Here is a 25,846-nt window from a genome sequence, read left to right as displayed (position 1 = left end):
GTTACATCCGCTCGGGCGCCGATACGCCCATCAGCTCCAGCCCGTTGGCCAGCACCTGGCGCGTGGTCGAGGCCAGGCGCAGGCGGGCCAGCTTCAGGGCCGTGTCGTCGACCAGCACGCGCTCGGCGTTGTACCAGGCGTGGAAATCCGAGGCGCAGTCGCGCAGCCAGAAGGCGATGTGGTGCGGCGACAGTTCCTGCGCCGCCAGCGCCACCACGTTGGGGAATTCGGCCAGGCGCTGCATCAGCGCGAATTCGGTCGGCGCGGTCAGCAGCGCCGCGTCGGCCTGGGCCACGTCGGCGGCCGGCATGGCGGCGTTGTTGATGACCGAGCAGATGCGGGCGTGCGCGTACTGGATGTAATAAACGGGGTTCTCGTCGCTCTTGGACAGCGCCAGGTCCACGTCGAACACGAATTCCGTGTCGGCGCGGCGCTGGATCAGGAAGTAGCGCACCGCGTCGCGGCCCACCCAGTCGATCAGGTCGCGCATGGTCACGTAGCTGCCGGCGCGCTTGGAGATCTTGACCTCTTCGCCGCCGCGCATGACCTTGACCATCTTGTGCAGCACGTAGGCCGGGTACTCCTTGGGAATGCCCTCTTCCAGCGCCTGCAGGCCGGCGCGCACGCGCGCCACGGTGCCGTGGTGGTCGCTGCCCTGGATGTTTACGGCGCGATGGAAGCCCCGCTCCCATTTGGCCTTGTGGTAGGCCACGTCCGGCACGAAATAGGTGTAGCCGCCTTCGCTTTTGCGCATGACGCGGTCTTTGTCGTCACCCGTGCCCAGTTCGGTGGTGCGCAGCCACAGCGCGCCACCTTCCTCGTAGGTGTGGCCGCCGGCGATCAGCGCCTTGACGGTCGCTTCGACGCGGCCGGAGGTGTAGAGCGAGCTTTCCAGGTAGTAATTGTCGAATGCCAGGCCGAAGGCCTGCAGGTCCAGGTCCTGTTCGCGGCGCAGATAGGCCACGGCGAAGACGCGGATGTCGTCCAGGTTGTCGACGTTGCCCGTGGCGGTGACGTCCACGCCATCGGAGTGGACGGTCGCGCCGGCCTGGAAGTCGCGCGCGATGTCGGCGATGTAGTCGCCCTTGTAGCCGTCGGCGGGCCACTCGGGGGAATCGGTCGTCAGGCCGCGGGCGCGGGCCTGCACGCTGATGGCCAGGTTCTGGATCTGGTTGCCGGCGTCGTTGTAATAGAACTCGCGGGTGACGTCCCAGCCGATGGCGTCATACAGGCGGCAGATGGCGTCGCCCAGCGCGGCCTGGCGGGCATGGCCCACGTGCAGCGGGCCGGTGGGGTTGGCCGACACGAATTCGACCAGGATCTTCTCGCCGTTGCGCGGCGCGCGGCCGAAGGCGGCGCCCTGCTCGGCCACGGCGGCGATGACGGCCTGGCGTGCGGCGGCGGTGATGCGCAGGTTGATGAAGCCGGGGCCGGCGATTTCAGCGGACTCGATCAGGCCGGCGGCGCCGGGTTGCGCCATCAGGGCGTCGACGATGGCCTGGGCCAGTTCGCGCGGGTTGCGGCGGGTCGGCTTGGCCAGCTGCATGGCCACGTTGGTGGCGACGTCGCCGTGGGCGGCGACCTTGGGGCGCTCCAGCAGCACATTTGCCACGGCGTCGGGCAGGCTTTGCGCGACGGCGGCCTGGATCAGGGAGATAAGCTGTTTTTGTTGCTCGAGGAGCATGGGCGTCTGGAGAAGTTCTGAGTTAGTGACGGACGCGCCCGCACAGGCCGGACCTGTCGGGCGGAGCGGACAGGGGCGGCGTAGCCGGGCGGACCGCGCGCGCCGGATTCATGGCCGCGTCAGGTCCCGCTGTCACGGGAATCTCCTGAATCATAGCTTGATTTGGCCATCGGACCGGCCTGCGCCAGGGGCGCGGACGCGGCGGCGGCAGGTCCGGGGGGACGGATGGGGCCGGTCCATCGGGCCTGCTGCCCCGGGCCAGTTGGCAGCCCCCTGGTGTTGCGGTAGTGTATGTAAGTAATCAATGTGGGAGACTGGAATATGCTGATCACCTTTCATTCCAAGGTCGTGGCCGAGGTTCTGATGCTGACCGACCATGCCGGCGCGCTGCTGCTGGCGGCCGGCAAGTCCTTCAAGGACAAGATCCCGGAGCGCGGCGTTTTCACCGTCGAGCAGCTGGGGCCGGCCATCAGCGGCATCGAGCGCGCGATCGACGAATACCAGAGCGCCCATGACGGCTCCGAGGAAGAAGACGAGGACAAGGCCCCGGCCTCGCCCATGGCCCGCATGGTGGGCCTGAAGGAACGCGCCTTTCCCCTGCTGGACATGATGCGCCAGTCCTTGGCGGCAAACGCCGAAGTCACCTGGGAGGTGTCGCGCGGCTGGTAAGCCGGCGAGCCCAATGTCGCCGGGCGGACAATCTGCCCGGCGTTTTTTGCCTACCCTACTCGCCTGACGCCACCCCAAGGAACCCTGACATGCGCAGCGACATCACCATCGTTTTCGACTCCCGCCGTTCGCTTGACCTCTCGGCCAGCGTCGAGCCCTCGCCGCAGCGCCAGAGCGATGCGCGCGACTGGTTCGACAGCGCCTGGGAAACGCTGGGTTGCGAACCGCTGCGTCCCAGCGGCAAGGTCCTGCTGCTGGACAAGGTGCTGGGCGTGGCCGACGCGCTGGGCTACGACACCCTGTCCACCGACGAAAAAGAGGCTCGCGAGTTCGCGGAGCACCTGGCGCTGGCGCTGGAACGCCCGCGCATCACGGTGGATTTGCCGGGGCTGACGGTAGGTTACTGAGCGACCCGGCCTCATCTCCAAGCAAAACTGCCCCCGTAGGGGCAGTTTTCATTTGAGCCGGTCCCGCAGGCGGGACTAGCGGATGCCAGCCCGCATGAAAGATTGCACGAACTGCCGTTGGAACAGCAGGAAGGCGATCAGGAGCGGCGCCGCCGACATCAGCGTTGCGGCCGTGATGACCGACCAGTCGATGCCCTGGTCGGTGGACGAGAACACCTGCAGGCCCACCGTCAGCGGCCGCGATTCGACCGAGTTGGTGATGATCAGCGGCCACAGGAAGTTGTTCCAGTGGTGGCTGACCGATACCAACCCGTAGGCCACGTAGATCGGCTTGGCCAGCGGCACATAAACCTTCCAAAGCACCTGAAGCGCGTTGGCGCCTTCCATGCGCGCGGCTTCTTCCAGTTCCCGAGGCACCGTCTTGAAGGTCTGGCGCAGCAGGAAGATGCCGAAGGCGGATGCAAAGTAAGGCAGGCCGATGGCGAACACCGTGTCGCGGATGCCCAGCTGGCTCATGGAGCGGTAGTTTTCCACCAGCAGCACGTCCGGCATGATCATCAGCTGCAGCAGCACCAGCATGAAGACGAAATCACGGCCGCGGAACTCGAAGCGCGCGAAGGCGTAGCCGGCCAGCGTCGACAGCACCAGTTGCGCCGCCAGCACCATGGTGACCAGCAGGAAGGTATTGAGGAAATAACGCGGGAACGGCGCCGCGTGCCAGGCGCGCACGAAGTTGTCCAGCGTCAGCGGGGCGAACAGGTCGAAGCGGGTTGCGTAGGCGGGCGGATGGAACGCCGCCCACATGGCATAGGCCAGGGGCAGGATCCACAGCAGGCCGAGCGCCCAGGCGCCCAGGGTATCGAGCTTGTCTTTCATTGATAGTGCGTCCTGCGGTCCAGCCAGCGGAACTTGACCAGCGCGGTCAGCGCCAGCACCACCAGCAACACGACGGTCAGCGTGGCGGCGTAAGCCGTGTCCCAGAAACTGAAACCCACCTGGTAGATGTAGTACAGCAGCAGCGTGCTGGCGTTATCCGGTCCGCCGCGCGTCATGACCACCACGTGGTCCACCAACCGGAACGCGTTGATCAGGGCATTGATCAGCACGAAGAGGGTGGTGGGCATCAGCAGCGGCCACAGGATGCGGCGGAAGTACTGCCAGCGCGACGCGCCTTCCAGCATCGCGGCCTCGCGCAGCGACGGCGATACTGTCTGCAGGGCGGCCAGGTAGAAGATCATGAAGAAGCCGGACTCCTTCCAGACCGTCACCAGCATCAGCGCGGGCAGCGCGGTCTCGCGGTTGCCCAGCCAGTTGGGGCCTGGCGAGCCGAACAGCTGCATCACCTGGGCGATCAACCCGTATTGCGGCGTGTAGAAGAACAGCCAGATGTTGGCCACCGCGACCATGGGCAGCACCGTGGGCGTGAAGTAGGCCATGCGCAGGAAACCGCGACCGCTCAGGTTGCGGTTGACCCACAGCGCCATAATCAGCGCGATGCCGATGGACGTGGGGATGGTGCCCAGCGCGAACCACAGGTTGTTCCACAGCGACTGCCAGAACACCGGGTCGTCGAGCATGACGGCGTAATTGTCCAGCCCCACGAAGCGCGCGGGGCGCGCGCCCTTGGGGGTGGAGAAAAAGCTGTGCCATAGCGTCGCCACCGCCGGGTAGTGCGTGAAGGCGGCGAGCAGCACGATGGCTGGCAGCAACAGCAGCCAGCCATAAAGCGCGTTTAAAGAGCGGCTCATCGTGCTTGTCGGCTTTACTTGTAGGGACGCAGTATGCGGTCGGCCTCGCGTTGCGCGTCGGTCAGGGCCTGTTGCGGCGTCTTGGAACCGGTCAGGGCCGCCTGCAGGGCGTCGTTCAGGGTCTTGGTGACGCGCTGGTTTTCATGTGTGGAGAACTCCGCCACGCTGACTTCCAGCTGGTCGCGCGCGACCGCGGCGGCCGGCACTTCCTGCGCGTACTTCTTCATCTTTTCGGTCTGCCAGGCGGCCGGGGTCACGGCCACGTAGCCCGTGGCGATGCTCCAGTCGGCGGCGCGCTCGGGCGTGGTGACCCATTGCGCGAACTTCAGCGCGGCCTGCTGCTGCGCCGGCGTGCCGCTCTTGAAGATATAGAAGTTGCCGCCGCCGGTCGGGCTGCCGCCGCGCTTTTGCTGCGGCATCATGGCGACGCCGAACGGGAAGTCCGCGTTCTTGCGGATGTTGGTCAGGTTGCCTGTCGTGGTCCAGACCATGGCGGCCTTCTTTTCCAGGAAGTCCTTGGGCGTGGTGCCCCAGTCGATGGTGCCGGTCGGCATGATCTTGTGCTTGGCCGAGAGGTCGCGCCAGAACTGCGCGGCTTCCACCACCGCGGGCTTGTCCAGGTAGACCTCGTTGCCGGCCTCGTTCATCAGGATCGCGCCGTTGGGCGTGGTCAGCGCCTGGAACAGCCAGTAGGCGAAGGCGCCGCCCGAAGGGATCTCGATGCCCCACTGCGTGGTATTGCCGGAGGCGTCCTGCTTGGTCAGCTTCTTGCCGTATTCGACCAGTTCGGCCCAGGTCGCCGGCGCGCGCTCGGGATCCAGCCCCGCGGCCTTGAACAGGTCCTTGTTGTAGTACATGACGATGGTCGAACGCTGGAACGGCACGCCCCAGGTATGGCCGCCGGTGCGGCTGTTCTGCATGAAGGCGTCATAGAAGCCGCCCAGCCACTTCTTGTCGGCGTCGCTCTTGGCCAGGCTGTCGATCGGGACGATGGCGTCCTCGTCGATCAGCGTGAACATGTCGGTGGACAGCAGCACCGCCAGCTGCGGCGGCGTGCCGCCCTTGAGCGCGGTCAGCGCCTTGGCGATGGAGTCCTGGTAGGAGCCGGCGTAGATCGGCTTGATCTTGATGTCGGGATTCTCCTTCTGGAAATCCGCCACCATGTCGTCGACGATCTTGGTGATCGGGCCGCCGACCGCGACGGGGTAATAGAACTCCACCTCGACGGGCTTGTTCTGCGCCTGCGCAGGCAGCGACAGGCAGGCGGCGGCCAGGCTGGCGGCCAGGGTTTTCAGTACGATGCGACGCATGTTGGTTTCCTTTCCTGTGTACGGGCCCTAGCGGCCAGCGGAGTTGATGACCGCCGAATCGGCGGCAAAGAAGTGCTGCTGGCCGTCCTGCCAGGACAGGCCCAGTGTTTCGCCCGTGCCGGCGCGCAAGTGACCGCCCACGCGCACGGCCACGCCGCTGGTGTCGCCCACGCGGCAGACCACGATGGAGTCCGCGCCGAAGTACTCCACGCTTTCCACGGTGGCGGGAACGCCGTTGGCGTCGATGCGGATGTGTTCGGGACGCACGCCCAGCTTCACGGCGCCCGCGGGGGCGCCGGCGATGGCGCGGCTCTGCGTGCCGGCGATGATGGTGGCGCCCTGCGCGGAGCTCAGGCCGATCAGGTTCATGGGCGGCGTGCCGATGAAGCGCGCGGCGAATTCGGTGGCGGGCCGCGCATACAGGCCGTCGGGCGTGTCGTGCTGTTCAATCTTGCCGCCGCGCAGCAGCACTACCTGATCGGCCATGCTCATGGCTTCGGTCTGGTCGTGCGTCACGTAGACCATGGTGATGCCCAGGTCTTGCTGCAAGGCGCGGATCTCGCGGCGCATTTCATGGCGCAGCTGCGCGTCCAGGTTGGACAGCGGTTCGTCCATCAGGCACACCGGCGCTTCGGAGATCACGGCGCGGCCCAGCGCCACGCGCTGCTGCTGGCCGCCCGACAATTGCGAGGGCTTGCGGTCCAGCAGATGGTTCAGGCCCAAGAGGCCAGCCACGCGTTGCAGGCGGCGGTCGTAGTCGCGCGCGGGCTCCTTGCGCACCTTGAGACCGAACAGGATGTTCTCGCGCACCGACAGGTGCGGAAACAGGGCGTACGACTGGAACACCATCGAGATGCGGCGCTTGGCAGGCGGCAGCTGGGTGACGTCGCGGTCGCCGATGTGGATGGTGCCAGAGGTCGGCGTGTCCAGCCCGGCAATCATGCGCAAGGTGGTGGATTTGCCGCAGCCGGACGGGCCAAGCAGGACCGTGAAGCTGCCGGCGGGAACCGTGAAGCTCACCCCATGGATCGCGGCGGCGTTGCCATATTGTTTGGTGAGATTATCCAGAACGATGGATGACATGCTGTCTCGAAGATCTAATAGTTAGATCCGCATTGTTGCCTGTTATGAAAACCTTTTCATTGTGCAGCGCAAACATGACGGATGTATGGCAGGACAAACTTTCGTAGTCTAGGGCCTCAGGCAAAGGGGTACGGGCCGGGGTATTCCCCAATGACCGCGTGGTGCGTGACCAGGTTCTTGCCTTGCCACCAATGCAACTGATAACCCGGCGGTTCCATGATGTATTGCAGCGTCGGCCGCGGCCCCAGTTCCAGCGCAAGCTGATGCGCGGTGCCTGGACAGGTGGACGCGATGGTGCCGCCGAAGCGCTGGAAGATCGTGCGGTGCAGGTGGCCGCAAAGCACGCGCTCCACGTTGGGAAAGCGCGCCACGATGCGTTCGAGTTCGGGCGCGCCAGCCAGCAGGCCAATGGCGTCCATATGTTCGATGCCCGTCAGGAAAGGCGGATGGTGCATCAGAACCAACGTGGGCCGGTCGGGCTGTTCGGCCAGGCGCGCGGCCAGCCAGTCCAGGCGGTCCTGGCAGAGTTCGCCATGGCTCTTCATGGGCACCACCGTGTCCAGCGCCAGCATGCGCAACGGATAGGTCTCGATGGCGTATTGGATGAACGGGCTTTCGCCTTGCAGATAGCCGTGGTCGGGGAAGGCCGCGCGCAGCTGGGCGCGGTCGTCGTGGTTGCCGGGCAGCAGGAAATACGGAATCTCCAGCGCCTGCAAGTGGTCGCGCAGAACTTGGTATTCGTGCGGGCGGCCCAGGTCAGTCAGATCGCCCGTGATAAGGACGCAGTCGGGGCGCGGGGTCAGGGCATTGAGCGCGCGCACCGCGGGCGCCAGGAACGCCGCCGGATCGATGATGCCGTAGGCCTTGTCGCCCGGGGTGCGCATGTGCAGGTCGGTGATTTGTGCGATGAGCATGACGCATGTACCGAAGAATAGTGTTGTAGGAAAAGACCTCAGCGGCGCACCGGCGCGGCGGTGCCGCCTACGACGATGCAGTGCGGCAGGCGGTCCGAATGCGGCGGTTGGCCCTGGATCTGCGCCAGCAGGTTCGAGCAGGCCGTCTCGCCAATGCCGTCGCTGGGCTGGGCTACGGTGGTCAGGGGCGGCGTCAGCAAGGCGCCAAAGCGCATGCCGTCGAAGCCGCACACCGAGATATCGGCGGGCACGGACAGCCCCAGGCCCACCAGGTCCGCGATGACGGCCGTGGCCAGCAGGTCGTTGGAACAGAACAAGGCGGTGGGCGCCTGCTTGCCGCGCAGCGCAGCCTTCAGGGCATCCAGGTCGCTGCCTGTGTGCGAACTCATGGAGATGTGCTGGATGTCGTCCAGGCCCAGGCGCTTGGCGCAGGCGCGCGCGCCCGTCAGCCGGCGGCGGGCGCGGTCCGATGCAGTCAGCGGACCCGTGACCAGCGCGATGCGGCGATGGCCCAGCGCTGCCAGGTGGGCCACCATGTCGCTGGCGGCGGCGCGATTGTCGACCGACGCGAAGGGATGGGCACCGGACTCGTTGTAGACCAGCACGTAGGGTATGCCGGCATGGTCCAGATCATCCAGCGTGGCGCTTTTGGCGGCGTCGGCGACCGTCAGGATCAGGCCGTCGACCTGATGGTCCATCAGGCCCTGGACCGCGGCGGATTCCACCGCAGGATCGTAGCCTGTGGCGGTCAGCATGACGCTGTAGCCCGATTCCCGCGCGCGCCGTTCCGCGCCTTCGAAGCACTCGGCGAACACGGGATTGGATAGCGTGGGCAGTATCAGGCCGATGGTGCGCGTGCTGCCTGAACGCAGGCTGCGGCCCACGCGATTGGGCCGGAAGCCCGCGCGCTTGGCGACGTTGCGGATATGTGCGAGCGTGTCGGGATGAACGATCTCGGGCTGGTTGAACGCGCGCGAAACCGTTGCCGGGGACACCCCGGCCTTGCGGGCCACTTCAATGATGGAAAAGCGGGGCGACGAGCGCGAGGCCATGGCGGGAGTGCTGCCGGGATTCGTGAAAACGATTTCATATTACTCGACAAATATGACCTTTGTATTGCACGGGTTTGCGCTATGCTGATGCCGACGCAACAATAAATTGCCATGGCGCGGCATGCGATTTTCCCGGGAAAAAGCGGCTTTTTCGGTGTTTGTCCCAATTGACGCAGCGCGCACAATGGCTGGAGTCGGTCCATCCGAACTGCGCGGCAATATGCCGCGCATAAAGGCGGATCCTCGGTCAAAGGGGACCGGGTGCGTATTTAGCTGCCGTGCGACACGCGCGGTACCGGTAAAGAGGAAAGGACCATGTCTACTGCCTTGAACAGACTTGGCGCGCTGGAAGCCGCGCGCAAGCTGCAACGGCGCGAATTGACCGCAGAGCAATTGGTGCGCGCATGCTTTGCGCGCATCGAGCAACGCGAAAGCACCATCCACGCCTGGACCGCGCTGCAAAAGCAGGCCGCGCTGGATCGCGCGCAGGAATTGGACCGCGGCGCGCTGCGCGGGGTGCTGCATGGCCTGCCCATGGGCGTGAAGGACCTGTTCGACACTGTCGACCTGCCCACGCGCTATGGCTCGCCCATCTATGAACGCCACCATCCGGGCCTGGACGCGGCCTCGGTGGCGCTGTGCCGGGGCGCGGGCGCGATCGTCGTCGGCAAGACCGTGACGACTGAATTCGCCACCTATTTGGCAGGCCCCACGCGCAATCCTCGCAACGAAGCCTACTCGCCCGGCGGTTCGTCCAGCGGTTCGGCCGCGGCGGTGGCCGACGACATGGTGCCCTTCGCATTGGGTACGCAGACCGCGGCTTCCATCATCCGCCCTGCTTCCTATTGCGGCATCGTGGGCTTCAAACCCACCTTTGGCAGCATTTCCCGCGCGGGCGTCAAAAGCCTGGCGGAGTCCCTGGACACCATCGGCGGTTTCGCGCGTTCGGTGCCGGACGTGGCATTGTTTGCTTCCGTCCTGATGCGCGATCCGCGCATGCTTGATCTGGCCTATGACGGCAAGCCGCGTATCGGCATGTACCGCAGCCTGCAATGGCGGCATGCGCTGCCCGAAACCAAGGAAGCCTACGCGCAGGCCGCGGCCATCCTGTCGCGCGCCGGCGCCGTGGTCGAAGAATTGCCGCTGCCGCCCGAGCATTGCGTTCTGGTGCAGCTGCATGCGGACATCATGGCGTTTGAAGCTTCGCAGGCGCTGGCCTACGAGCGCCTGGAGCATGCGGCGCAGCTCAGTCCCAAGATCCAGGCCATCCTGGAAGCGGGCTCGCGCATCACCGCTGAAGAACACCAGAAGAACCTGATGCGCGTCGCCGAGTCGCGCGCGCGCGTGGACACGTGGTTCGACAAATACGACGTGCTGCTTGCGCCCAGCGCCAGCGGCGAGGCGCCGTTCGCGGACCTGGGCACGGGCGATCCGCAGTTCTCGCGCGCGTGGACGGTATTCGGCCATCCTTCCCTCAGCCTGCCCTTCGCCACCGGCCCGCAGGGCTTGCCCGTCGGGTTGCAGCTGGTCGGCGCGCGCTATAGCGACCACCGCACGCTGGCAATCGCCGCTTGGGTCCATCAGCGGCTCCTGGCGGCCACCGCGCCAGATATCGGCGCGGCCGACATCTGGCCACGCGGATAAGCGCGGCGCGCGTCCAAAGAAAAAGCCAGCCCGATAAGGCTGGCTTTTTTTACGCCGGATTGCGGATCACGCGGTTTCGGCGGTTTCTTGCTCGGTTGCGGTCACGGCGCCGGCATTGATGTGGCGGTTGACGGCGCTCAGCACGGCCTGGAAGGAAGCCGTCACGATGTCGCGGTCGATGCCCACGCCAAAGCCCGTGCTGGATTCGCCGACGCGCAGTTCGACATAGGACGCGGCGCGCGTGTCGGTGCCGGTGCCAATGGCGTGCTCGTGGTAGTCCATGATGCGCACGGGCACGTCCAGCGCGGCCACGAAGGCCGAGATGGCGCCGTCGCCCTTGCCCGTCACGATGCGGCGTTCGCCGTTGTATTCCAATTCAGCTTCGATGCTGAAGTGCTGGCCTTCGCCGGCCGACGGATTGCCGTCGATGCGGTGGCGCACCAGCTTCCACGGCGACTTCTGCTCGAGGTATTCGCGGTTGAAGATGGTGTGCACGTCGTCGGCCGTGACTTCGCGGCCGGTTTCGTCTGTGACGCGCTGGATGGCGCGGCTGAATTCGATCTGCAGGCGGCGCGGCAACACCAGGCCGTGTTCCTGTTCCAGCAGGTACGACACGCCGCCCTTGCCCGACTGGCTGTTCACGCGGATGACGGCGTCGTAGCTGCGGCCGAGGTCGGCCGGGTCGATCGGCAAGTAAGGCACTTCCCAGACGGCGTCGGCCTGTTGCTGGGCAAAGCCCTTCTTGATGGCATCCTGGTGCGAGCCCGAGAACGCGGTGAAGACCAGGTCGCCCGCGTACGGGTGGCGCGGGTGAACGGGCAGCTGGTTGCAGTACTCGGCGCAGCGGCGCACTTCGTCGATGTCCGAGAAGTCCAGGCCCGGATGCACGCCCTGCGTGTAGAGGTTCAAGGCCAGGGTGACGAGGTCGACGTTGCCGGTGCGCTCGCCGCTGCCGAAAAGGCAGCCTTCGATGCGGTCGGCGCCGGCCATCACGGCGAATTCGGCGGCGGCCACGGCGGTGCCGCGGTCATTGTGCGGGTGCACGCTGAGCACGATGCTGTCGCGGCGCGCCAGGTTCTTGTGCATCCATTCGATCTGGTCGGCGTACAGATTGGGGCTGGTGGCCTCGATGGTGGCGGGCAGGTTCAGCACCATCTTGCACTCGGGAGTGGGCTGCCATACGTCGGCCACGGCGTTGGAGACTTCCAGCGCGAACTCGGGTTCGGTGGTGCTGAAGACTTCGGGCGAGTACTGGTAGCGCCATTGCGTTTCCGGGTGCTGCGCCATGTACTGCTTCACCAGGCGCGTGCCGGTGGTGGCGATGTTCTTGATTTCGTCCTTGCTCATGTTGAACACGACCTTGCGGAACGCCGGGGCGCAGGCGTTGTACAGGTGGACGATGGCTTGCTTGGCGCCGGCGGCGGATTCCACCGTGCGGCTGATCAGGTCTTCGCGCGACTGGGTCAGCACGATGATGGTGACGTCGTCAGGAATGCGCTTTTCGTCGATGAGCTTGCGCACGAAATCGAAGTCGGTCTGCGAAGCGGACGGGAAGCCCACTTCGATTTCCTTGAAGCCGATCTTCACCAGCTGTTCGAAGAAGCGGAGCTTGCGCTCGACGCTCATCGGCTCGATCAGGGCCTGGTTGCCGTCACGCAGGTCCGTGCTCATCCAGATCGGCGCCTTGGTGATGCGGCGGCTGGGCCAGGTGCGTTCGGAAAAGTCGCGGGTAAAGGGCGCGAAGGGGACGTATTTGGTGGCGGGGTTGGCAAGCATCATTACTACACCTCGATCGGTTTCTTTTGAATCCCGGGAATGCTTCCCTAGGCGGCTGCGCGACCGGATTGCGGTCTTGCGCCAGGATTTGCCGTGATTGACCGGCAGGATTCAGAGATAAAAGGGGGAAATCGCGTGTGGCAAGCGTGGTTGCCGAGCTACCACGGGGACACTAGGCCCGGCAACCGATCGGTAGGTATAGCGATAGCGCGTAGGAGGAGAAACGAGCGCGCAGGCCGGCAACCGGAGCGTCGTAGCGTCCGGTGGCAATCGCGAAGGGGGTGCGGTGAGCGGCCATAGGTTGCTAGTCAAACACATTTTTGCCGAATGCGCAACTGAACACTCTTTTGTGTTGGGGTGAAATATATGCTGGTGGCAACGCATTTTGCTGAAGAATATTCGGCAAAACGAGGTTGGACGGGGGGCGGGAGGCACGCTATGGGGTTGCCAGGCCAGGCGTACGGTTGAAGCAAAAAAAACAGGCCGCCTGTCGGCGGCCTGCTATGGCAATGGAGGGAGGACGGACGGGCTTACCGGGCCGGGCCGATGCGCGGTTCCACGTAGCGTTCGCTGCGTGCTTCGCGGCGGACCTCGTCGCGCGGATCGCGCGGCTGGCGGTCGGACGACTCCAGGATGCGGGCCTGTTCCGCGACCATGGCGATCTTGCCGGCGCGGTTGTGGCGGATTTCAGACAGGGAGCGGCGCAGATCGCCCACCGTGAAGGGCTCCTGGCGATCGCCCCAGGTCCAGCGCAGCACGCCCAGCGTTTCTTCGGTCAGGTTGGGCGCCAGGTCGGCCAGCACGCTGGTTTCGACCGGGGTGGCGCTGCCGGAAGCCAGGCTGGCGGACAGCCAGGCGCGCAGCGTGAAGAACACGATCAGGGTCCAGATGCCGGCCACCACCCACCAGATGTAGGGGTTGACCTTCTGCACCATGTCCACGGTCGGCTGCCCCAGGGAATGCAGGAACTCGTAGTTCACGGTGCGGCCGAAATTCAGTATCCAGTTGGCGGCGAGATACCAGATGACCACAGCGACGGCGATGACGATCGCACGCATTACGAGTCGGGGAAGCGCCAGTTTGAGCAGGGTCTGGCCAATGAGGCGGCAGTCCTGGCGGACGCTTGCGGGCGAAGTCAGATTCATCATGCAAAATATTGTACCTATGACCCGTCCAATTTTAGAACTGCGACCAGGTCAGCATTTGACGCTGACGCCACAACTGCAGCAATCGATCCGATTGTTGCAGCTGTCCACGCTCGACCTCGAAGCCGAGATTTCGCAAGTGCTGGCGGAGAACCCGCTCTTGGAGCGGCAGGACGAAGCGCCGTCGGCCGAGGCGCCGGCCGAGTCCGACCGCGAGTCCTCGGTGCAGGATGACGAGCCCGCCGCCGAACGCGAATCGCCGGTGGATGAAATGCCGGGTTCGGGCGGGGTCTACCCCGACGAAGACTCCAGCCGGCCCGAGGCCGCTCGGCCGGATACGCTGCGCGAGCACCTGCTGGGCCAACTGATGTTGACGCGCGCCGCGCCGCGCGACGCCGCGCTCGCCGGTCTTCTGATCGACGAGCTGGACGAAAACGGCTACCTGGGATCACCGCTGGAGGAAATCCTGGACTGGTTGCCGCCCGAACTGGAACCGGACATCGACGAGCTGAAGGCGGCCTTGTCGCTTTTGCAGTCTTTCGATCCGCCCGGCATAGGCGCGCGCGACATGGCGGAATGCCTGCTGTTGCAGCTACGCAACCCGGATCTGGATCGACTGCCTGAAGCCGCGAATGCCGCGGTCCTGGCTTGCGCGCGCCAGATTTGCGCGCAGCACCTGGCCTTGCTGGCGACGGGCAACGCCGCGCGCCTGTGCGCGGCCGTGGGCTGCGACGAAGCCACGTTCCGCTCCGCCCATGCCCTGATCCTGCGCCTGGAGCCCCGCCCGGGGCGTGCCTGGACCGTGCCCGCGGCCGATTACGCGGTGCCGGACGTCATCGTACGCAAGACGCGCGGCGGCTGGCAGGTCACCCTCAACAGCGCCGCCGTGCCCAAGCTGCAGATCAACGGGCTGTACGCCCAGATGCTGGGCAACCAGAAGGAATCCGCGCATGCGGGCCTGCAATCGCAGCTGCAGCAGGCCCGTTGGATGATCCGCAACGTGGAACAGCGCTTCGACACCATCCTGCGGGTGGCCCAGGCCATCGTGCAGCACCAGACGGCCTTCTTCAGCCAGGGGCCGGCCGCCATGCGGCCGCTCATCCTGAAGGACATCGCCGGCGAGCTCGGTTTGCATGAATCCACCATTTCACGGGCCACAACACAGAAGTACATGCTCACTCCGTTTGGCACGCTGGAACTCAAGCGCTTCTTCGGCACGGGGGTTTCGACGGACGGCGGGGATGCAACCTCGGCCACGGCAGTGCAGACTTTCATCCGCCAGATGGTGGCCGAAGAGAACCGGGCCAAGCCTTTGTCCGACAGCCAGATCATGCAAAAGCTGGCCGATCAGGGGATAGTCATCGCCCGAAGGACGGTGGCAAAGTACCGCGAAGCGCTGCGGATAGCCCCAGCGGCCTTGCGCAAGGCGCAGGCGGCAGCCCGCTGAGCCGGGTCATGAAATGAGGGACGGGGTTATGAAAATTCGTCCCTAATTTCAAAGACTTGCGTGACACTTTGGTTGCAAATTTATTTGCATGCGGGGCTTGTCAGTAGCGGAATAATTTTCGATAATTATTCTCATGTACATTTGCGTATGTAATGCCATCACCGAACGCCAAGTCCGCGCCAGCGTGGACGCGGGCGCGACGACGCTTTCCGACCTGCAATTCGAGCTGGGCGTGGCCACGTGCTGCGGCTGCTGCGCGGCTACCGCGACCGAATACCTGCCGGGCGGACGCTGTTCCAGCGTATGCGACGTGCGTTCCATAGCCGTTCCGGTCAATCCTCCGGCCGCTCTGGTCGAGTCGGGCGCGCCTGCTGCCAACAGCAGCTTCCCGATTCCCCTGGTCGCCATCGCCTGAGGACGGTCGTCTCTTACCGGCTCGCTGCCGTCACGCAGCGGGCCGCGTTGCTTCTTTCTCGCAAAATTCCCGGATAGTCATCGCCAGTTGGCGCGCAGGTTCGCGCAGCGTATCGGCCAGGCATAACGCCAATTCGGTCGACGGCACGGACGGCAGCCCTGCGTCGATGATCCGATGGTCCGGCAAGAGGCAACGCCGCTCCAGCAGCGCCACGCCCAACCCTCCTGTCAACGCCGCTTGCAGGCCCATCAGATTCGGGCTTTCGTAGGCGATGCGCCAGTGCCGGCCCGAAGCTTCCAGGGCATGGATGGCGCGATTGCGGTAGATGCAGCCTTGCGGAAACGCGACCAGCGGCACCGGCTCGGCGGACGCGAGTTCCATTCCGGGTGCACCGATCCAATGCAAGTGTTCGGGCCAGGCGGCCAACGCGGCACCCGCGCCGGGCTCGCGTTTGAGCAGCGCCACGTCCAGGTCGCCCCGCTCCAGTGCGCGCGTGAGCGCGGAAGTCAGGTCGCAGCGGACCGATAGCCGCACGCCTGGGCGGGTCCGCGCAAATTCCGACACCAGAATGGTCAGCGCGTCAGCCGCGAAGTCGTCCGGGATGCCCAGACGGATCACGTCCACGCGCTTGCGCCCGCTGACGGCTTCACGGACCTCGGTCGACAAGGCCAGCATCCGCCGGGCATAGCCCAGGAGACGCTCGCCGTCCTCGGTCAGCAAGACTTGGCGGCCTTCGCGGATGAAGAGCGCGCATTCCAGGGATTCCTCCAGCTTGCGGATCTGCTGGCTGACCGTGGATTGGCTGCGGTGTACGCGTTCGCCCGCCGCCGTGAAGCCGCCGGCATCCACGACGGACACGAAGCTGTGCAAAAGATCAAGGTCAGGCATCGCCGGCTCCATGCATTCATTTTTTAAATACTTTCGATCCGAATAAAGAGTTTGTCAATGGATGGCCGGCCGCGCAGAATTCGTCCATCCGCCGCCATTGCGGCTTAGCGCCACCTTCCGGACTCATCATGAAGGCCACCTCGACCCTTTCCGCCGCCGCCATTCCAGCTCAAGCCTCGCCGGGCATCAGCTGGGCGCCCATCGCAGCTTTTTGCTTTCTGTGGAGCTCGGCGTTCGCTGCGGCCAAGATCGCCGTGCGGGACTGTCCGCCGCTGACCTTGCTGACCATCCGTTTCGTGATCGCGGGAGCCTTGATGCTGGGCCTGGCGGCGGCGAGCGGCCGCTGGAAGATGCCAAGCGCGCGCGATCTGGCCGCGCTGATCCTGTTGGGGGTGCTGAACAACGCGCTATACCTCGGCCTGAGCTGGTCGGGCATGACGACGGTGTCGTCGGCGTTTACCGCGGTGCTGATCAGCACCAACCCGCTGCTCATCGGCGTGCTGGCCGGCCCGGTGCTGGGCGAACGGCTGGGATGGCGCAAACTGCTGGGCCTGTGCCTGGGATTGGCGGGCGTGGCCCTGGTGCTGCGTTCACGCTTGTCGGGCATGCAGGAGGACCTGCATGGCACGCTGTTGGTGACGGGCGGCCTGGTGGCGCTGGTGGCCGGCACGCTGCTCTACAAGCGTTTGAAGCCGTCCTCCGGCCTGTGGACGTCCACGGGCATACAGTCCCTGGCCGGCGCCGTAGCCTTGCTGCCCTTCGCGTTGATGCACGAGAACATCGGCGATGCGCGCATGACGGCCAGCCTGTTCTGGAGCATGGCCTACATGATTGTCGCGGTGTCGATGGGCGGCTACTACCTGTGGTTCATGATTCTCGGCCGCGCCAGCGCTACTGCGGCAAGCGCGCTGCACTTCCTGATGCCGCCGCTGGGCCTGCTGTTCGGGTGGCTGGTGCTGGGCGAGCACGTATCGTGGCTGGATCTGCTGGGCATCGTCCCGATTGCGTTGGGCATCTGGCTGGCCACGCGGCGCGCCGAGTAACGCGCAGCCCCAGCCGAGGTTGCCGATCCGCAACGAAATGCCGCCGGCCACGAGCCGGCGCGTTTCACGCGGTCGAGGGACGCATCGTTGCCAGCGATCGCGTGGATCGCGCGGCGGATTCGGCGGCATCGCGCGCCGTCAGGCCGCATCATTGCTGATGCCGGCATGCAAGGCATCACGCACGCATACTCATTCTCATTGGCGTGTCGCTTTCTTGTAGCGCTCCTAAAGCGGTTTACCAAATGCAGCGCAAGGCTAGGCGCGGCCCCGCGCCAGGTGGTAGTCTGCCGGGGTTGCGTACGCGCGGCATCGTGCGCTCCTTTGTCGCGATGCATCTGCGTCGCGCCTGACTGCAAGGAGTCCATCATGAAAGGCGACAAAACCGTCATCCAGTTTCTGAACAAGCAACTGACCAACGAACTGACGGCCATCAACCAATATTTCCTGCATGCCCGCATGCTGAACCATTGGGGCTTCGACAAGCTGGGCAAGCATGAGTACGAAGAGTCCATCGGCGAAATGAAGCATGCGGATCGCCTGATCGCGCGCATCTTCATGCTGGACGGCCTGCCCAACCTGCAGGACCTGCATAAGCTGCTGATCGGCGAAGATGTGCCGGAATTGCTGGCCTGTGACCTGAAGCTGGAGCAAGGCGCGCAGGCGACCGTGAAGGAAGCGATCGCGCATTGCGAATCGGTGCGCGACTATGTCTCGCGCGATCTGTTCCAGGACATCCTGGACGACACCGAAGAGCACATCGACTACCTGGAAACGCAGATCGACCTGATCGACAAGGTCGGCATCCAGAATTATCTGCAAAGCCAGATGTCCGTGCCGGAGTAATGTTCCGGTCATAAAAATGGCGCCCTGCGGGGCGCCATTTTTTTGTCGGTGTCATGCGGCGCATGCCGCGCGCCGATATTTCAGTTCGGGCGAGCCGGGCACTCGGCCATGGTGCCCCAGGCGCGGTTGGGTCCGCAGTACTTGTTGCGCGCGGCCCAGGAACACGAGGGGCGTTCGAAGAAGCCTTGCGTGGCGCAATGCGCGAGTTCGCGCTTGAGCGCGTCCTGCCAGCCCAGGGCGCCGGGCGCCTGCGCGGTGTTCGGGGGCGGCGGGGGCGCCTGCACCATTTGCGGAGTGCCGTAGCCGCCTGCCTGGACCTGGCCGCCGTTGATGGCGGTGGACGTGCCGGGAGCCTGCAGATCCAGGGTGCTGACGTCCGAAGTGCCCGAAGGCAGCGGCACTTGTGAAGCTGCCGCGATTTCGCGGGCCTGGTCCGGGCTGATGCGTTCGCGCGAGATCTTCACCGCAGGGTCGCTGACGCTGTCGAACAGCGAAACGGTGTTGACCTGCCATTCGCGGTCGGCGGGCTTGTCGGGCACGCCCAAGGTACCGTCGATGCGCGGCTGCGGAGGCTGGGCCACGTAAGGACGGCCGTTGGCATCCAGTACGGGCTGCTGGGATGCCGCGGCATCCTGGCCAGGAGCGGGCGCGGCCACCGGCGCATGCGCCACCAGCCAATCACCCAGTTGAATACCGCCCCAGGCCGACGCGCCAAGCGCGATCAGGAGCGTTGCGAATAAGAAACGCCAAGACATTGCTACCCTCATCTGCCGTGCGGAACCCGAACGGGTCTACGCTTTGTCTCCGAAAACCTTGCCGCCGTGCTCGCGCATGGCATGGAATTTCACATCGGGATACAGTTCCTCGGCCACGCGCAATTGCGCGGGAGAACCGATCAAAAACGCCGCCGCATCCACAACATCATAGGCGATATGGGCGGCATTGGCATCCATGAACTTGCGCAGCGCCTTGGGGTTTTCAGACGTAATCCAACGTGCCATTGTGTAGCGGGAAGGCAGCATCCGCGCGTCCACGCCGTACTCGGTCTTCAGGCGATGGGCGACCACTTCGAACTGCAGTTGTCCGACCGCGCCCAGCAGCAGCGAGCCGCCGGCAGCCTCGGGACGGAACACCTGGATGGCCCCTTCCTCGCCCAATTGGGTGAGACCGGTACGCAACTGCTTGGTGCGCAGCGGATCCTTCACTTCCACGGCCTGGAACAGCTCGGGGGCGAAGAACGGCAGCCCGGTGAACTGCAGCGTCTCTCCTTCGGTAAGCACGTCGCCCAACTGCAGCACGCCGTGGTTGGGAATGCCGATCACGTCGCCGGCATAGGCCTCGTCCAGCAGCTCGCGGCGCTGTGACAGGAAGGACACCACGTTGTTGGGGCGCATTTCCTTGTTGGTGCGCGCGACCTTCAGGCGCATGCCGCGTTCGAAGCGGCCGGAGCTTACGCGCACGAACGCGACGCGGTCGCGGTGGGCCGGATCCATGTTGGCCTGCACCTTGAACACCACGCCGGTGAACTTGGGTTCCACGGGCTGCACCAGGCGCTGCATGGACTCGCGCGGGCCCGGGGGCGGCGCCTGTTCGACCAGCGCGTCCAGCACTTCCTGCACGCCGAAGTTGTTGATGGCGGAGCCGAAGAACACAGGCGTCTGCTTGCCGGCCAGGAATTGTTCGCGGTCGAAGGCGGGCGCGGCTTCGTTGATGAGTTCGATCTCGCCGCTGGCCTGCTCGAACGCCGAGCCGAAGCGCCGGGCGATTTCGGGATTGCTCAGGCCTTCGATGAAGTCGTCCTTGTCCGAGCGGCGCTCCTGGCCGGGGCGGAACACGCGCATGCGGTCCTGGCGGATGTCGAATACGCCGCCGAAGGCCTTGCCCATGCCGACCGGCCAGGAGAACGGCACCGCGTCCATGCCCAGGTGGCCTTCGATTTCGGACAGCAGTTCCAAAGGTTCGCGCACTTCGCGGTCCATCTTGTTGATGAACGTAATGATGGGCGTGTTGCGCGCGCGGCAGACCTGCAAGAGGCGGATGGTTTGCGGCTCCACGCCGTTGGCGGCGTCGATCACCATGAGTGCGGCGTCCACGGCCGTCAGCACCCGGTACGTGTCTTCGGAGAAGTCCGCGTGGCCCGGGGTGTCGAGCAGGTTGATGACGCAATCGCGGTATTCCATCTGCATCACCGAGGACGCCACGGAAATGCCGCGCTGCTTTTCGATTTCCATCCAGTCGGACGATGCATGGCGCGAAGCCTTGCGCGCCTTGACGCTGCCGGCGATCTGGATCGCGCCTGCGAACAGCAACAGCTTTTCGGTCAGTGTCGTCTTGCCCGCGTCGGGGTGGGAAATGATGGCGAACGTACGGCGCCGCGCTACTTCGTGAGGGATGTTCATGATCGGAAGGATTTTACTTGGCGCCGCTTTTGGGCCCGGCGCGGTCCGGTATCGGGCATGAAAAACGCGCGGGGCATGCGCCGTCGCCAGCGCATGCCCCGCGCATGGGGTTCAGGAATGGCGGCGGAACGAAGCCAGGAACACGCCGGCCAGGATGAAGAGCGAACCGAAGGTCCGGTTCATCCAGCGGATATGCTTGGCGCTGCGCAGCAGGCGCAGCACGCGCGCCGCCAGCAGCGTGTACACGCCCATGGCCACCAGGTCGGTGAACGCCAGCGTGGCGGCGATCGCCGCATACTGCTGCGTCAGCGGCAGCGCGGTATCCACGAACTGCGGCACCACGGCCAGCAGGAACACCGTGCCCTTGGGGTTCATGGTGTTGATCAGGAAGCCGCGCAGCACCAGTTCCCGGATCGTGGCGCGCTTGGGATCGCCGGAATCCACCGTGACGGGCGCCGCATCCGTGCGGATCTGGCGCACGCCCAGGTAGATCAGGTAGGCCACGCCCAGATACTTGACCACGTTGAAGGCCACCTCGGAGGTGGCCAGCACCGCGCCCAGCCCCACGGCCACCACCACGAACTGGAACAGGATGCCCATGATCAGGCCTGCCGTGTTCCAGTAGCCGCGCGCAAAGCCGTACTTCAGGCCGGAGGACATCGCCGAGATCGCGCCCGCGCCAGGCGAGAACGAAATGGCCCAGGAGGCCAGGAAGAACGTCAACCAGGTAGATAAGGGCATGGCGCGGGTCCGTGGGTAGCGGTTGCGGTGATATTACTTGCTCAGCAACGCGGCGCGCGGCGCGCCCGAGGGGCGTCCGGAACCGCCATTGCCTGCCGGGCGGCCGGAGCCCTCCGGACGGCGATGGTTCTGCTGCGGACGGCCTTCGTTGCGGCCGGCGTGGGCCGGACGGTCGGCGGGCTTGCCGTCGCGCGGGCCATGGCTGGCGCGGCCTTCGCCGCCGGCACGGGCCGGCGCGGGGGCGCGGTTGCCGGTCGCGGCGCGGGGCTGGCCCTGGCCTTGTCCCTGGCGCGAACGGCCGCCATTGCCATTGCCATTGCCGCTGCGGCCGCCATTACGGCCGCCGCCGCCGCGCGGGCTGCGGTTGTCTTCGTCGCGCTCCTGGCGGTCGTAGGCCGCCGCGGTCGTGGCCGGCGGCGTCCAGCCTTCCACGGGCTTGCGCTCGATGGTCTTCTTGATCAGGCGCTCGATGTCCTTCAACAGCTTGATTTCGCTGTTGTCGACCAGCGAGACCGCGGCGCCGGTGGCGCCGGCGCGGCCGGTACGGCCGATGCGGTGCACGTAGTCTTCAGGCACATTGGGCAGTTCGAAGTTCACCACCTGGGGCAGTTGGTCGATGTCCAGGCCGCGGGCGGCGATGTCGGTCGCCACCAGCACCGTCACGGTGCTGTCCTTGAAGCCGGCCAGCGCGCGGGTGCGGGCCGACTGGCTCTTGTTGCCGTGGATGGCGGCGGCGGTCAGGCCGTCCTTGACCAGCTTTTCGGCCAGGCGGTTGGCGCCGTGCTTGGTGCGGGTGAACACCAGCACCTGGTGCCAGCCGCTTTCGCGGATGATGTGGCTGATGAGGTCGCGCTTGTGGTGCTGTTCCACCATGTGCACCGTCTGGGTGACCAGTTCGGTGGCGGTGTTGCGCGGGGTGACCGAGACTTCGCCCGGGTTGTTCAGCACGCCGCGCGCCAGGGTGCGGATCTCGTCGGAGAAGGTGGCCGAGAACAGCAGGTTCTGGCGCTGCTTGGGCAGCAGCGCGAGGACCTTGCGGATATCGCGGATGAAGCCCATGTCCAGCATGCGGTCGGCTTCGTCCAGCACCAGGATCTCGACGCCGGACAGGTCCACGGTCTTCTGGCCGCAGTGGTCCAGCAGGCGGCCGGGGGTGGCGACCAGGATGTCCAGCGGCTTTCTCAGCGCGGAGATCTGGGGGTTGATGTTGACGCCGCCGAACATCACCATGGAGGACAGCGGCGTGTACTTGCCATAGGTCTGCACCGATTCCTCGACCTGCGCGGTCAACTCACGCGTCGGGGTCAGGATCAGGCAGCGCGGGCGGCCGGGCTTGCGCTGCTCGGGCTTTTTCTGCATCAGCAGGTGCAGGATGGGCAGCGTGAAGCCGGCGGTCTTGCCGGTGCCGGTCTGTGCGGCGGCGAGCAGGTCGCCACCCTTGAGGACCTGGGGAATTGCCTGGGCCTGAATGGGAGTGGGCGCGGTGTAGCCGGTTTCGGCAATGGCGCGCAACAGGGAATCAGCCAGCCCGAGGTCGGCAAAAGGGGAAGAGGTAGTCAAAACAACTCCAGCGGCAGCCCGTCGCTCAAGTTGAGAGACTCCAATCCAGGCGGACGAATAAAGGAGAAAAGGGAAGCGCCCTGACGGGCGAAGCTTGGCAGCGAAGGGCCTAGCGGACGTGCGCAGATTGGCAAAACGCACCGAAGGATTGTAGCTGATGTGGCGCTGCAGCACCGCCCGGGAAGGCTGGTTCTGTATCAATAAGCAACACATTGCAGCGCCTTTGCACGAAATAAGTGTTTTCCCTAGGCTGCAATCCCTATAATCCGTCCGCTTTCATCCATTTGAAGAATAAAGGATCGCAATGAAAAAATCGGCAATTGTGGGCGTAGTCGTCGCGCTGGGCGCAGTATGGACCGGCACGGCTTGGTATACGGGCCAGAAGGCCGAGGCTTTCGTCAAGCAATCGATCGAGCAGGCCAACCTTGAACTGAAGAAGGTCGGCGAAAAATGGGGTGTGACCCCTGTGGTTGAGCTGGTCTCCTTCGACCGCGGCGTGTTTTCGTCCACCGAGCGCTACCGCGTCAAGTTCACCGAGCCGGCCGCCGACGGCAAGCCGGCCGTCGACCACGAACTCGTGTTCCTCGAGCACCTGGACCACGGCCCCTTCCCGCTGTCCAACCTGAAGTCGGGCTCGTTTGCGCCCGCCATGGTGGCCAGCCGCTTCCAGCTGGAAGAGACGCCCCTGGTCAAGGAATGGTTCGCCGCCGCCAAGGGCGCGGTGCCCCTGTCCGGCGCCTATAGCGTCAGCTACGCCAAGAACATCAGCGGCAACTTCGACATGGCTCCCGTCGAGTTCGCCAAGGACGCCAACAGCCTGAAGTTCTCGGGCATGAAGGGCGACGTGACCTACGCCACCGGCAGCAAGCACGGCACGGTCGCGCTGAAGGCCGACAGCCTGACGCTGGCGGGCGAGTCCGAAGAAAGCGACATCGTCAGCATGGCCATGACCGGCCTGACCCTGACCAGCGACATGACGCCGGCTTCGAACGACATGTACGTGGGCAGCCAGAAGGTCGCGCTCAAGAACTGGACCATCACGTCCAAGGAAAAGCCGCCGGTCCAGCTCAAGGACACCGCGATTACCGTCGACATGACCGAAGCCAACTCGCTCATGGGCGTGAAGATGGCCATGGATTTCGGCATGATCAACGTGCAGGAAAAGGACATGGCCGGCCTGAAGCTGGTGCTGGACGCGCAGAAGCTGGATTCGAAGGCGTTCAAGGCGCTGAACGACGTCTATGAAGCCGCTTCGCGCCGCATGATGCAGAGCAAGGGCGAAGAGCAGTCGCCCCAGTTCACGGATGAAGAAAAGCAGGTCCTCAAGACCAACGTCGAGCTGCTGCTGGCTGGCAACCCGACGCTGGCAGTGTCGCCGCTGGAAGTGCGTACCGCCAACGGCACGTCGACCTTCAACCTGGACCTGGACATGGCCAAGCCGGCATCGCTGGACGGCGAGTTCGCCGATACGCTGAAGCAGACGATCCGCAAGCTCAATGCCAAGCTGGTGCTGTCCAAGGGCAACCTGAGCGACCTGATGGCCATCGAGCCCCAGGTGCGCGGCGTGCCGGCCGAGCAGGCTCAGCAGACCGCCAAGGGCCAGGCTGAAATGGTTGGCACCATGGCTACCGCCATGGGCATGGCCAAGGTCGAAAACAACAACATCGTGACGTACCTGAACTACGCCGACGGCCAGGTCGATTTCAACGGCAAGAAGATGCCGGTCGAGCAGTTCCTGATGATGGTCATGAGCGGCGCGATGGGCGGCGCCCGCTAAGCCGGCGCACCACTCGACTCGAGCTGTACAAAGGCCGCCGCGCCCAGGGCGCGGCGGCCTTTTTCATTGCGGGCTGGGAACCGTCGCGTTTCAGAGGGGCAAGGCGCCGGCGGCCACTTCGCCGTTGCGCAGCACCGCAACGTGGAAGCGCTTGTCGGCCGCCTTCATGATGTCTTCGGTGGGATCGCCCTGCACCAGCAGCAGATCGGCCACGTTGCCCTCGGCGATGGCGCCGTGCTGGTCCATGCCCATCAGGTCGTGTCCGCGCGAGGTGCCGGCGATGAGCGCGTCCACGGGCGTCATGCCGAACTCGACCATGTAGGCCAATTCCATGGCGTTCTCGCCGTGCAGGTTGAACGGGGTGCCGGCGTCGGTGCCCAGCGCAATGAGCCCGCCCGCCTTGTAATACATCTGGAACGATTCGCGGTGGCGTTGCTCCACCGCGCGCGCCTTCTCGACCGCGTAGGCGGGGATGCCGTTGTCGGCGTTGGCGATGATGTTGCGCACCGCGGCGATGGTGGGCACCAGATAGGTCTGGGCGTCCAGCATCTCGCGCAGGCATTCGTCGTCCATGAAGATGCCGTGCTCGATGGAATCGATGCCGGCGCGCACTGCGTTCAGGATGCCCAGCGTGCCTTGCGCATGACTGGCGGTGCTTTTACGAAAGCGCTTGGCCTCGTGCACGCCGGCCTTCATTTCGTCGAAGCTGTAGTGCGCGTCCATGGGGCTGACGCCGGGCGTCATGACGCCGCCCGTGGCCATGATCTTCACCAGGTCGCAGCCGGCGTGGACCTGTTCGCGCACGGCCTTGATCACGTCCTCGCAGCCGTCGGCCACGCGGCCGATGCGGTTGCCGTGGCCGCCCGTCATGCAGATGATGCGGCCCGAGGCCCTGATCGTGGGGCCGGGGAACACGCCGCGCGCGATGGCGTCGCGCACGCCGAATTCCAGGTAGTCCTTGCCGCCGCAATCGCGCAGCGCGGTGACGCCGCCGCGCAGGCTGGCCTGCGCGTTCTCCAGCGCCGTCAACGTGATCTGCGCAGGGCCTTGCTTGCTCAGTTGCGCGTTGGGATCGGCGCCGCCGGTGTAGACCAGATGGACGTGACAGTCGGCCAGGCTGGGCATCAGCGTCATGCCGTCCGTGCGCACGGTCGCGCCGGCGTAGCCGGAAAACTCCCCGGCCGGCGCCACGCGCACCACGTGCCGGCCTTCGACCAGCACGCCGTGGCTGGGCAGCAGTTTGCCCTTGCCGTCGAAAACCTGGCCGCCTGTAAACAGGGTCTGTCGTGTCGCCGTCATGT

Annotated in this window: 23 protein-coding genes; 8 read left to right on the top strand and 15 right to left on the bottom strand. The window is 65.3% G+C overall.

Going from position 1 to position 25,846, the window contains the following annotated elements; genetic code table 11:
- Position 1 precedes the first annotated feature (1 nt).
- On the bottom strand, positions 2-1,684 hold the full coding sequence (gene argS / locus IB259_RS27455; protein ID WP_192330624.1) for an arginine--tRNA ligase: 1,683 nt from the start codon (positions 1,682-1,684) through the stop codon (positions 2-4).
- A 321-nt stretch (positions 1,685-2,005) separates the two neighbouring features.
- On the opposite strand from argS, the gene IB259_RS27450 reads away from it, so the two are divergent.
- A complete protein-coding gene (locus tag IB259_RS27450) occupies positions 2,006-2,353 on the top strand; it encodes a DUF1840 domain-containing protein (RefSeq protein ID WP_054455597.1) in 348 nt (115 codons plus the stop codon).
- Positions 2,354-2,442: 89 nt separating this feature from the next.
- Complete coding sequence (locus tag IB259_RS27445; RefSeq protein ID WP_054455595.1) at positions 2,443-2,760, top strand: hypothetical protein; 318 nt, start codon at positions 2,443-2,445, stop codon at positions 2,758-2,760.
- A 75-nt stretch (positions 2,761-2,835) separates the two neighbouring features.
- Here IB259_RS27445 and IB259_RS27440 read toward each other — a convergent pair whose 3' ends face one another.
- The 6 genes from IB259_RS27440 to IB259_RS27415 all read right to left on the bottom strand — a co-directional run bounded on the left by IB259_RS27440 (position 2,836) and on the right by IB259_RS27415 (position 8,867).
- Positions 2,836-3,636 (bottom strand): carbohydrate ABC transporter permease, encoded by an 801-nt coding sequence (locus IB259_RS27440; protein ID WP_042795754.1) that lies wholly within the window; start codon positions 3,634-3,636, stop codon positions 2,836-2,838.
- The gene (locus IB259_RS27435; RefSeq protein ID WP_054455593.1) at positions 3,633-4,508 is read right to left on the bottom strand and encodes a carbohydrate ABC transporter permease; all 876 of its coding nucleotides are present in this window, start codon (positions 4,506-4,508) and stop codon (positions 3,633-3,635) included. Before IB259_RS27435 ends, IB259_RS27440 begins: the two co-directional genes overlap by 4 nt.
- A 14-nt stretch (positions 4,509-4,522) precedes the next feature.
- Entirely contained in the window at positions 4,523-5,818 is a 1,296-nt protein-coding gene (locus IB259_RS27430; protein WP_054455591.1) for an ABC transporter substrate-binding protein, read from the bottom strand.
- A 27-nt stretch (positions 5,819-5,845) separates the two neighbouring features.
- Entirely contained in the window at positions 5,846-6,901 is a 1,056-nt protein-coding gene (locus IB259_RS27425; RefSeq protein ID WP_175181658.1) for an ABC transporter ATP-binding protein, read from the bottom strand.
- 116 nt (positions 6,902-7,017) lie between these two features.
- Positions 7,018-7,815, bottom strand: coding sequence for a phosphodiesterase (locus tag IB259_RS27420; protein ID WP_175181659.1), 798 nt, complete (start codon positions 7,813-7,815; stop codon positions 7,018-7,020).
- Between the two features lie 38 nt (positions 7,816-7,853).
- Positions 7,854-8,867 (bottom strand): LacI family DNA-binding transcriptional regulator, encoded by a 1,014-nt coding sequence (locus IB259_RS27415; protein WP_088143668.1) that lies wholly within the window; start codon positions 8,865-8,867, stop codon positions 7,854-7,856.
- A gap of 315 nt (positions 8,868-9,182) precedes the next feature.
- Between IB259_RS27415 and IB259_RS27410 the strand changes: the two genes are divergently transcribed.
- Complete coding sequence (locus IB259_RS27410; RefSeq protein WP_054455583.1) at positions 9,183-10,511, top strand: amidase; 1,329 nt, start codon at positions 9,183-9,185, stop codon at positions 10,509-10,511.
- A gap of 66 nt (positions 10,512-10,577) precedes the next feature.
- Here the strand turns inward: IB259_RS27410 and leuA are convergent, their stop codons facing one another.
- Positions 10,578-12,290 carry a 2-isopropylmalate synthase gene (leuA, locus tag IB259_RS27405; protein WP_054455581.1) on the bottom strand — a complete coding sequence of 571 codons (1,713 nt, stop codon included), beginning with the start codon at positions 12,288-12,290 and terminating at the stop codon, positions 10,578-10,580.
- Positions 12,291-12,817: 527 nt separating this feature from the next.
- Positions 12,818-13,435, bottom strand: a complete 618-nt coding sequence (locus tag IB259_RS27400; RefSeq protein ID WP_054455579.1) for a hypothetical protein — start codon at positions 13,433-13,435, stop codon at positions 12,818-12,820.
- Between IB259_RS27400 and rpoN the strand changes: the two genes are divergently transcribed.
- Together rpoN and IB259_RS27390 are read left to right on the top strand one after the other, a co-directional pair.
- Entirely contained in the window at positions 13,434-14,879 is a 1,446-nt protein-coding gene (rpoN, locus tag IB259_RS27395; protein WP_175164342.1) for an RNA polymerase factor sigma-54, read from the top strand. The two genes, IB259_RS27400 and rpoN, sit on opposite strands and share 2 nt — an antisense overlap.
- A gap of 133 nt (positions 14,880-15,012) precedes the next feature.
- The gene (locus IB259_RS27390; RefSeq protein WP_054455575.1) at positions 15,013-15,294 is read left to right on the top strand and encodes a bacterioferritin-associated ferredoxin; all 282 of its coding nucleotides are present in this window, start codon (positions 15,013-15,015) and stop codon (positions 15,292-15,294) included.
- Between the two features lie 30 nt (positions 15,295-15,324).
- Here the strand turns inward: IB259_RS27390 and IB259_RS27385 are convergent, their stop codons facing one another.
- Positions 15,325-16,182, bottom strand: coding sequence for a LysR substrate-binding domain-containing protein (locus IB259_RS27385; protein WP_054455574.1), 858 nt, complete (start codon positions 16,180-16,182; stop codon positions 15,325-15,327).
- Between the two features lie 128 nt (positions 16,183-16,310).
- Here IB259_RS27385 and IB259_RS27380 point away from each other — a divergent pair, with 128 nt between their 5' ends.
- Both IB259_RS27380 and bfr read left to right on the top strand, forming a co-directional pair.
- On the top strand, positions 16,311-17,225 hold the full coding sequence (locus IB259_RS27380) for a DMT family transporter (protein ID WP_054455572.1): 915 nt from the start codon (positions 16,311-16,313) through the stop codon (positions 17,223-17,225).
- A gap of 366 nt (positions 17,226-17,591) precedes the next feature.
- A complete protein-coding gene (bfr, locus tag IB259_RS27375; RefSeq protein ID WP_013390908.1) occupies positions 17,592-18,068 on the top strand; it encodes a bacterioferritin in 477 nt (158 codons plus the stop codon).
- An 80-nt stretch (positions 18,069-18,148) separates the two neighbouring features.
- On the opposite strand, the gene IB259_RS27370 is transcribed toward bfr, so the two are convergent.
- The 4 genes from IB259_RS27370 to IB259_RS27355 all read right to left on the bottom strand — a co-directional run bounded on the left by IB259_RS27370 (position 18,149) and on the right by IB259_RS27355 (position 22,768).
- A complete protein-coding gene (locus IB259_RS27370) occupies positions 18,149-18,835 on the bottom strand; it encodes a hypothetical protein (protein WP_175164340.1) in 687 nt (228 codons plus the stop codon).
- 24 nt (positions 18,836-18,859) lie between these two features.
- A complete protein-coding gene (locus tag IB259_RS27365) occupies positions 18,860-20,467 on the bottom strand; it encodes a peptide chain release factor 3 (RefSeq protein WP_054455568.1) in 1,608 nt (535 codons plus the stop codon).
- A gap of 111 nt (positions 20,468-20,578) precedes the next feature.
- Positions 20,579-21,208 carry a LysE family translocator gene (locus IB259_RS27360; RefSeq protein WP_054455566.1) on the bottom strand — a complete coding sequence of 210 codons (630 nt, stop codon included), beginning with the start codon at positions 21,206-21,208 and terminating at the stop codon, positions 20,579-20,581.
- 33 nt (positions 21,209-21,241) lie between these two features.
- The gene (locus IB259_RS27355) at positions 21,242-22,768 is read right to left on the bottom strand and encodes a DEAD/DEAH box helicase (protein WP_175212858.1); all 1,527 of its coding nucleotides are present in this window, start codon (positions 22,766-22,768) and stop codon (positions 21,242-21,244) included.
- Between the two features lie 304 nt (positions 22,769-23,072).
- On the opposite strand from IB259_RS27355, the gene IB259_RS27350 reads away from it, so the two are divergent.
- Positions 23,073-24,545 carry a YdgA family protein gene (locus tag IB259_RS27350; protein WP_125471003.1) on the top strand — a complete coding sequence of 491 codons (1,473 nt, stop codon included), beginning with the start codon at positions 23,073-23,075 and terminating at the stop codon, positions 24,543-24,545.
- Between the two features lie 90 nt (positions 24,546-24,635).
- Here the strand turns inward: IB259_RS27350 and IB259_RS27345 are convergent, their stop codons facing one another.
- Complete coding sequence (locus tag IB259_RS27345; RefSeq protein ID WP_175163672.1) at positions 24,636-25,844, bottom strand: amidohydrolase family protein; 1,209 nt, start codon at positions 25,842-25,844, stop codon at positions 24,636-24,638.
- Positions 25,845-25,846 lie beyond the last annotated feature (2 nt).

It is taken from the genome of Achromobacter sp. ACM04 (assembly GCF_014851465.1).
Lineage (GTDB): Bacteria > Pseudomonadota > Gammaproteobacteria > Burkholderiales > Burkholderiaceae_B > Achromobacter > Achromobacter aegrifaciens.
This window is presented reverse-complemented; position numbering and strand designations above follow the sequence as displayed.

Excerpts from the sequence above, each read along its gene's own strand:
- IB259_RS27440 (WP_042795754.1), bottom strand. The coding sequence starts at position 3,636 with ATGAAAGACAAGCTCGATACCCTGGGCGCCTGGGCGCTCGGCCTGCTG.
- argS (WP_192330624.1), bottom strand. The coding sequence starts at position 1,684 with ATGCTCCTCGAGCAACAAAAACAGCTTATCTCCCTGATCCAGGCCGCC.
- IB259_RS27345 (WP_175163672.1), bottom strand. The coding sequence starts at position 25,844 with ATGACGGCGACACGACAGACCCTGTTTACAGGCGGCCAGGTTTTCGAC.
- IB259_RS27400 (WP_054455579.1), bottom strand. The coding sequence starts at position 13,435 with ATGATGAATCTGACTTCGCCCGCAAGCGTCCGCCAGGACTGCCGCCTC.
- IB259_RS27385 (WP_054455574.1), bottom strand. The coding sequence starts at position 16,182 with ATGCCTGACCTTGATCTTTTGCACAGCTTCGTGTCCGTCGTGGATGCC.
- IB259_RS27360 (WP_054455566.1), bottom strand. The coding sequence starts at position 21,208 with ATGCCCTTATCTACCTGGTTGACGTTCTTCCTGGCCTCCTGGGCCATT.
- IB259_RS27450 (WP_054455597.1), top strand. The coding sequence starts at position 2,006 with ATGCTGATCACCTTTCATTCCAAGGTCGTGGCCGAGGTTCTGATGCTG.
- IB259_RS27415 (WP_088143668.1), bottom strand. The coding sequence starts at position 8,867 with ATGGCCTCGCGCTCGTCGCCCCGCTTTTCCATCATTGAAGTGGCCCGC.
- IB259_RS27365 (WP_054455568.1), bottom strand. The coding sequence starts at position 20,467 with ATGAACATCCCTCACGAAGTAGCGCGGCGCCGTACGTTCGCCATCATT.
- IB259_RS27425 (WP_175181658.1), bottom strand. The coding sequence starts at position 6,901 with ATGTCATCCATCGTTCTGGATAATCTCACCAAACAATATGGCAACGCC.
- IB259_RS27410 (WP_054455583.1), top strand. The coding sequence starts at position 9,183 with ATGTCTACTGCCTTGAACAGACTTGGCGCGCTGGAAGCCGCGCGCAAG.
- IB259_RS27435 (WP_054455593.1), bottom strand. The coding sequence starts at position 4,508 with ATGAGCCGCTCTTTAAACGCGCTTTATGGCTGGCTGCTGTTGCTGCCA.
- IB259_RS27420 (WP_175181659.1), bottom strand. The coding sequence starts at position 7,815 with ATGCTCATCGCACAAATCACCGACCTGCACATGCGCACCCCGGGCGAC.
- IB259_RS27370 (WP_175164340.1), bottom strand. The coding sequence starts at position 18,835 with ATGAGGGTAGCAATGTCTTGGCGTTTCTTATTCGCAACGCTCCTGATC.
- rpoN (WP_175164342.1), top strand. The coding sequence starts at position 13,434 with ATGCAAAATATTGTACCTATGACCCGTCCAATTTTAGAACTGCGACCA.
- leuA (WP_054455581.1), bottom strand. The coding sequence starts at position 12,290 with ATGATGCTTGCCAACCCCGCCACCAAATACGTCCCCTTCGCGCCCTTT.
- IB259_RS27390 (WP_054455575.1), top strand. The coding sequence starts at position 15,013 with ATGTACATTTGCGTATGTAATGCCATCACCGAACGCCAAGTCCGCGCC.
- IB259_RS27380 (WP_054455572.1), top strand. The coding sequence starts at position 16,311 with ATGAAGGCCACCTCGACCCTTTCCGCCGCCGCCATTCCAGCTCAAGCC.
- IB259_RS27430 (WP_054455591.1), bottom strand. The coding sequence starts at position 5,818 with ATGCGTCGCATCGTACTGAAAACCCTGGCCGCCAGCCTGGCCGCCGCC.
- IB259_RS27445 (WP_054455595.1), top strand. The coding sequence starts at position 2,443 with ATGCGCAGCGACATCACCATCGTTTTCGACTCCCGCCGTTCGCTTGAC.
- bfr (WP_013390908.1), top strand. The coding sequence starts at position 17,592 with ATGAAAGGCGACAAAACCGTCATCCAGTTTCTGAACAAGCAACTGACC.
- IB259_RS27350 (WP_125471003.1), top strand. The coding sequence starts at position 23,073 with ATGAAAAAATCGGCAATTGTGGGCGTAGTCGTCGCGCTGGGCGCAGTA.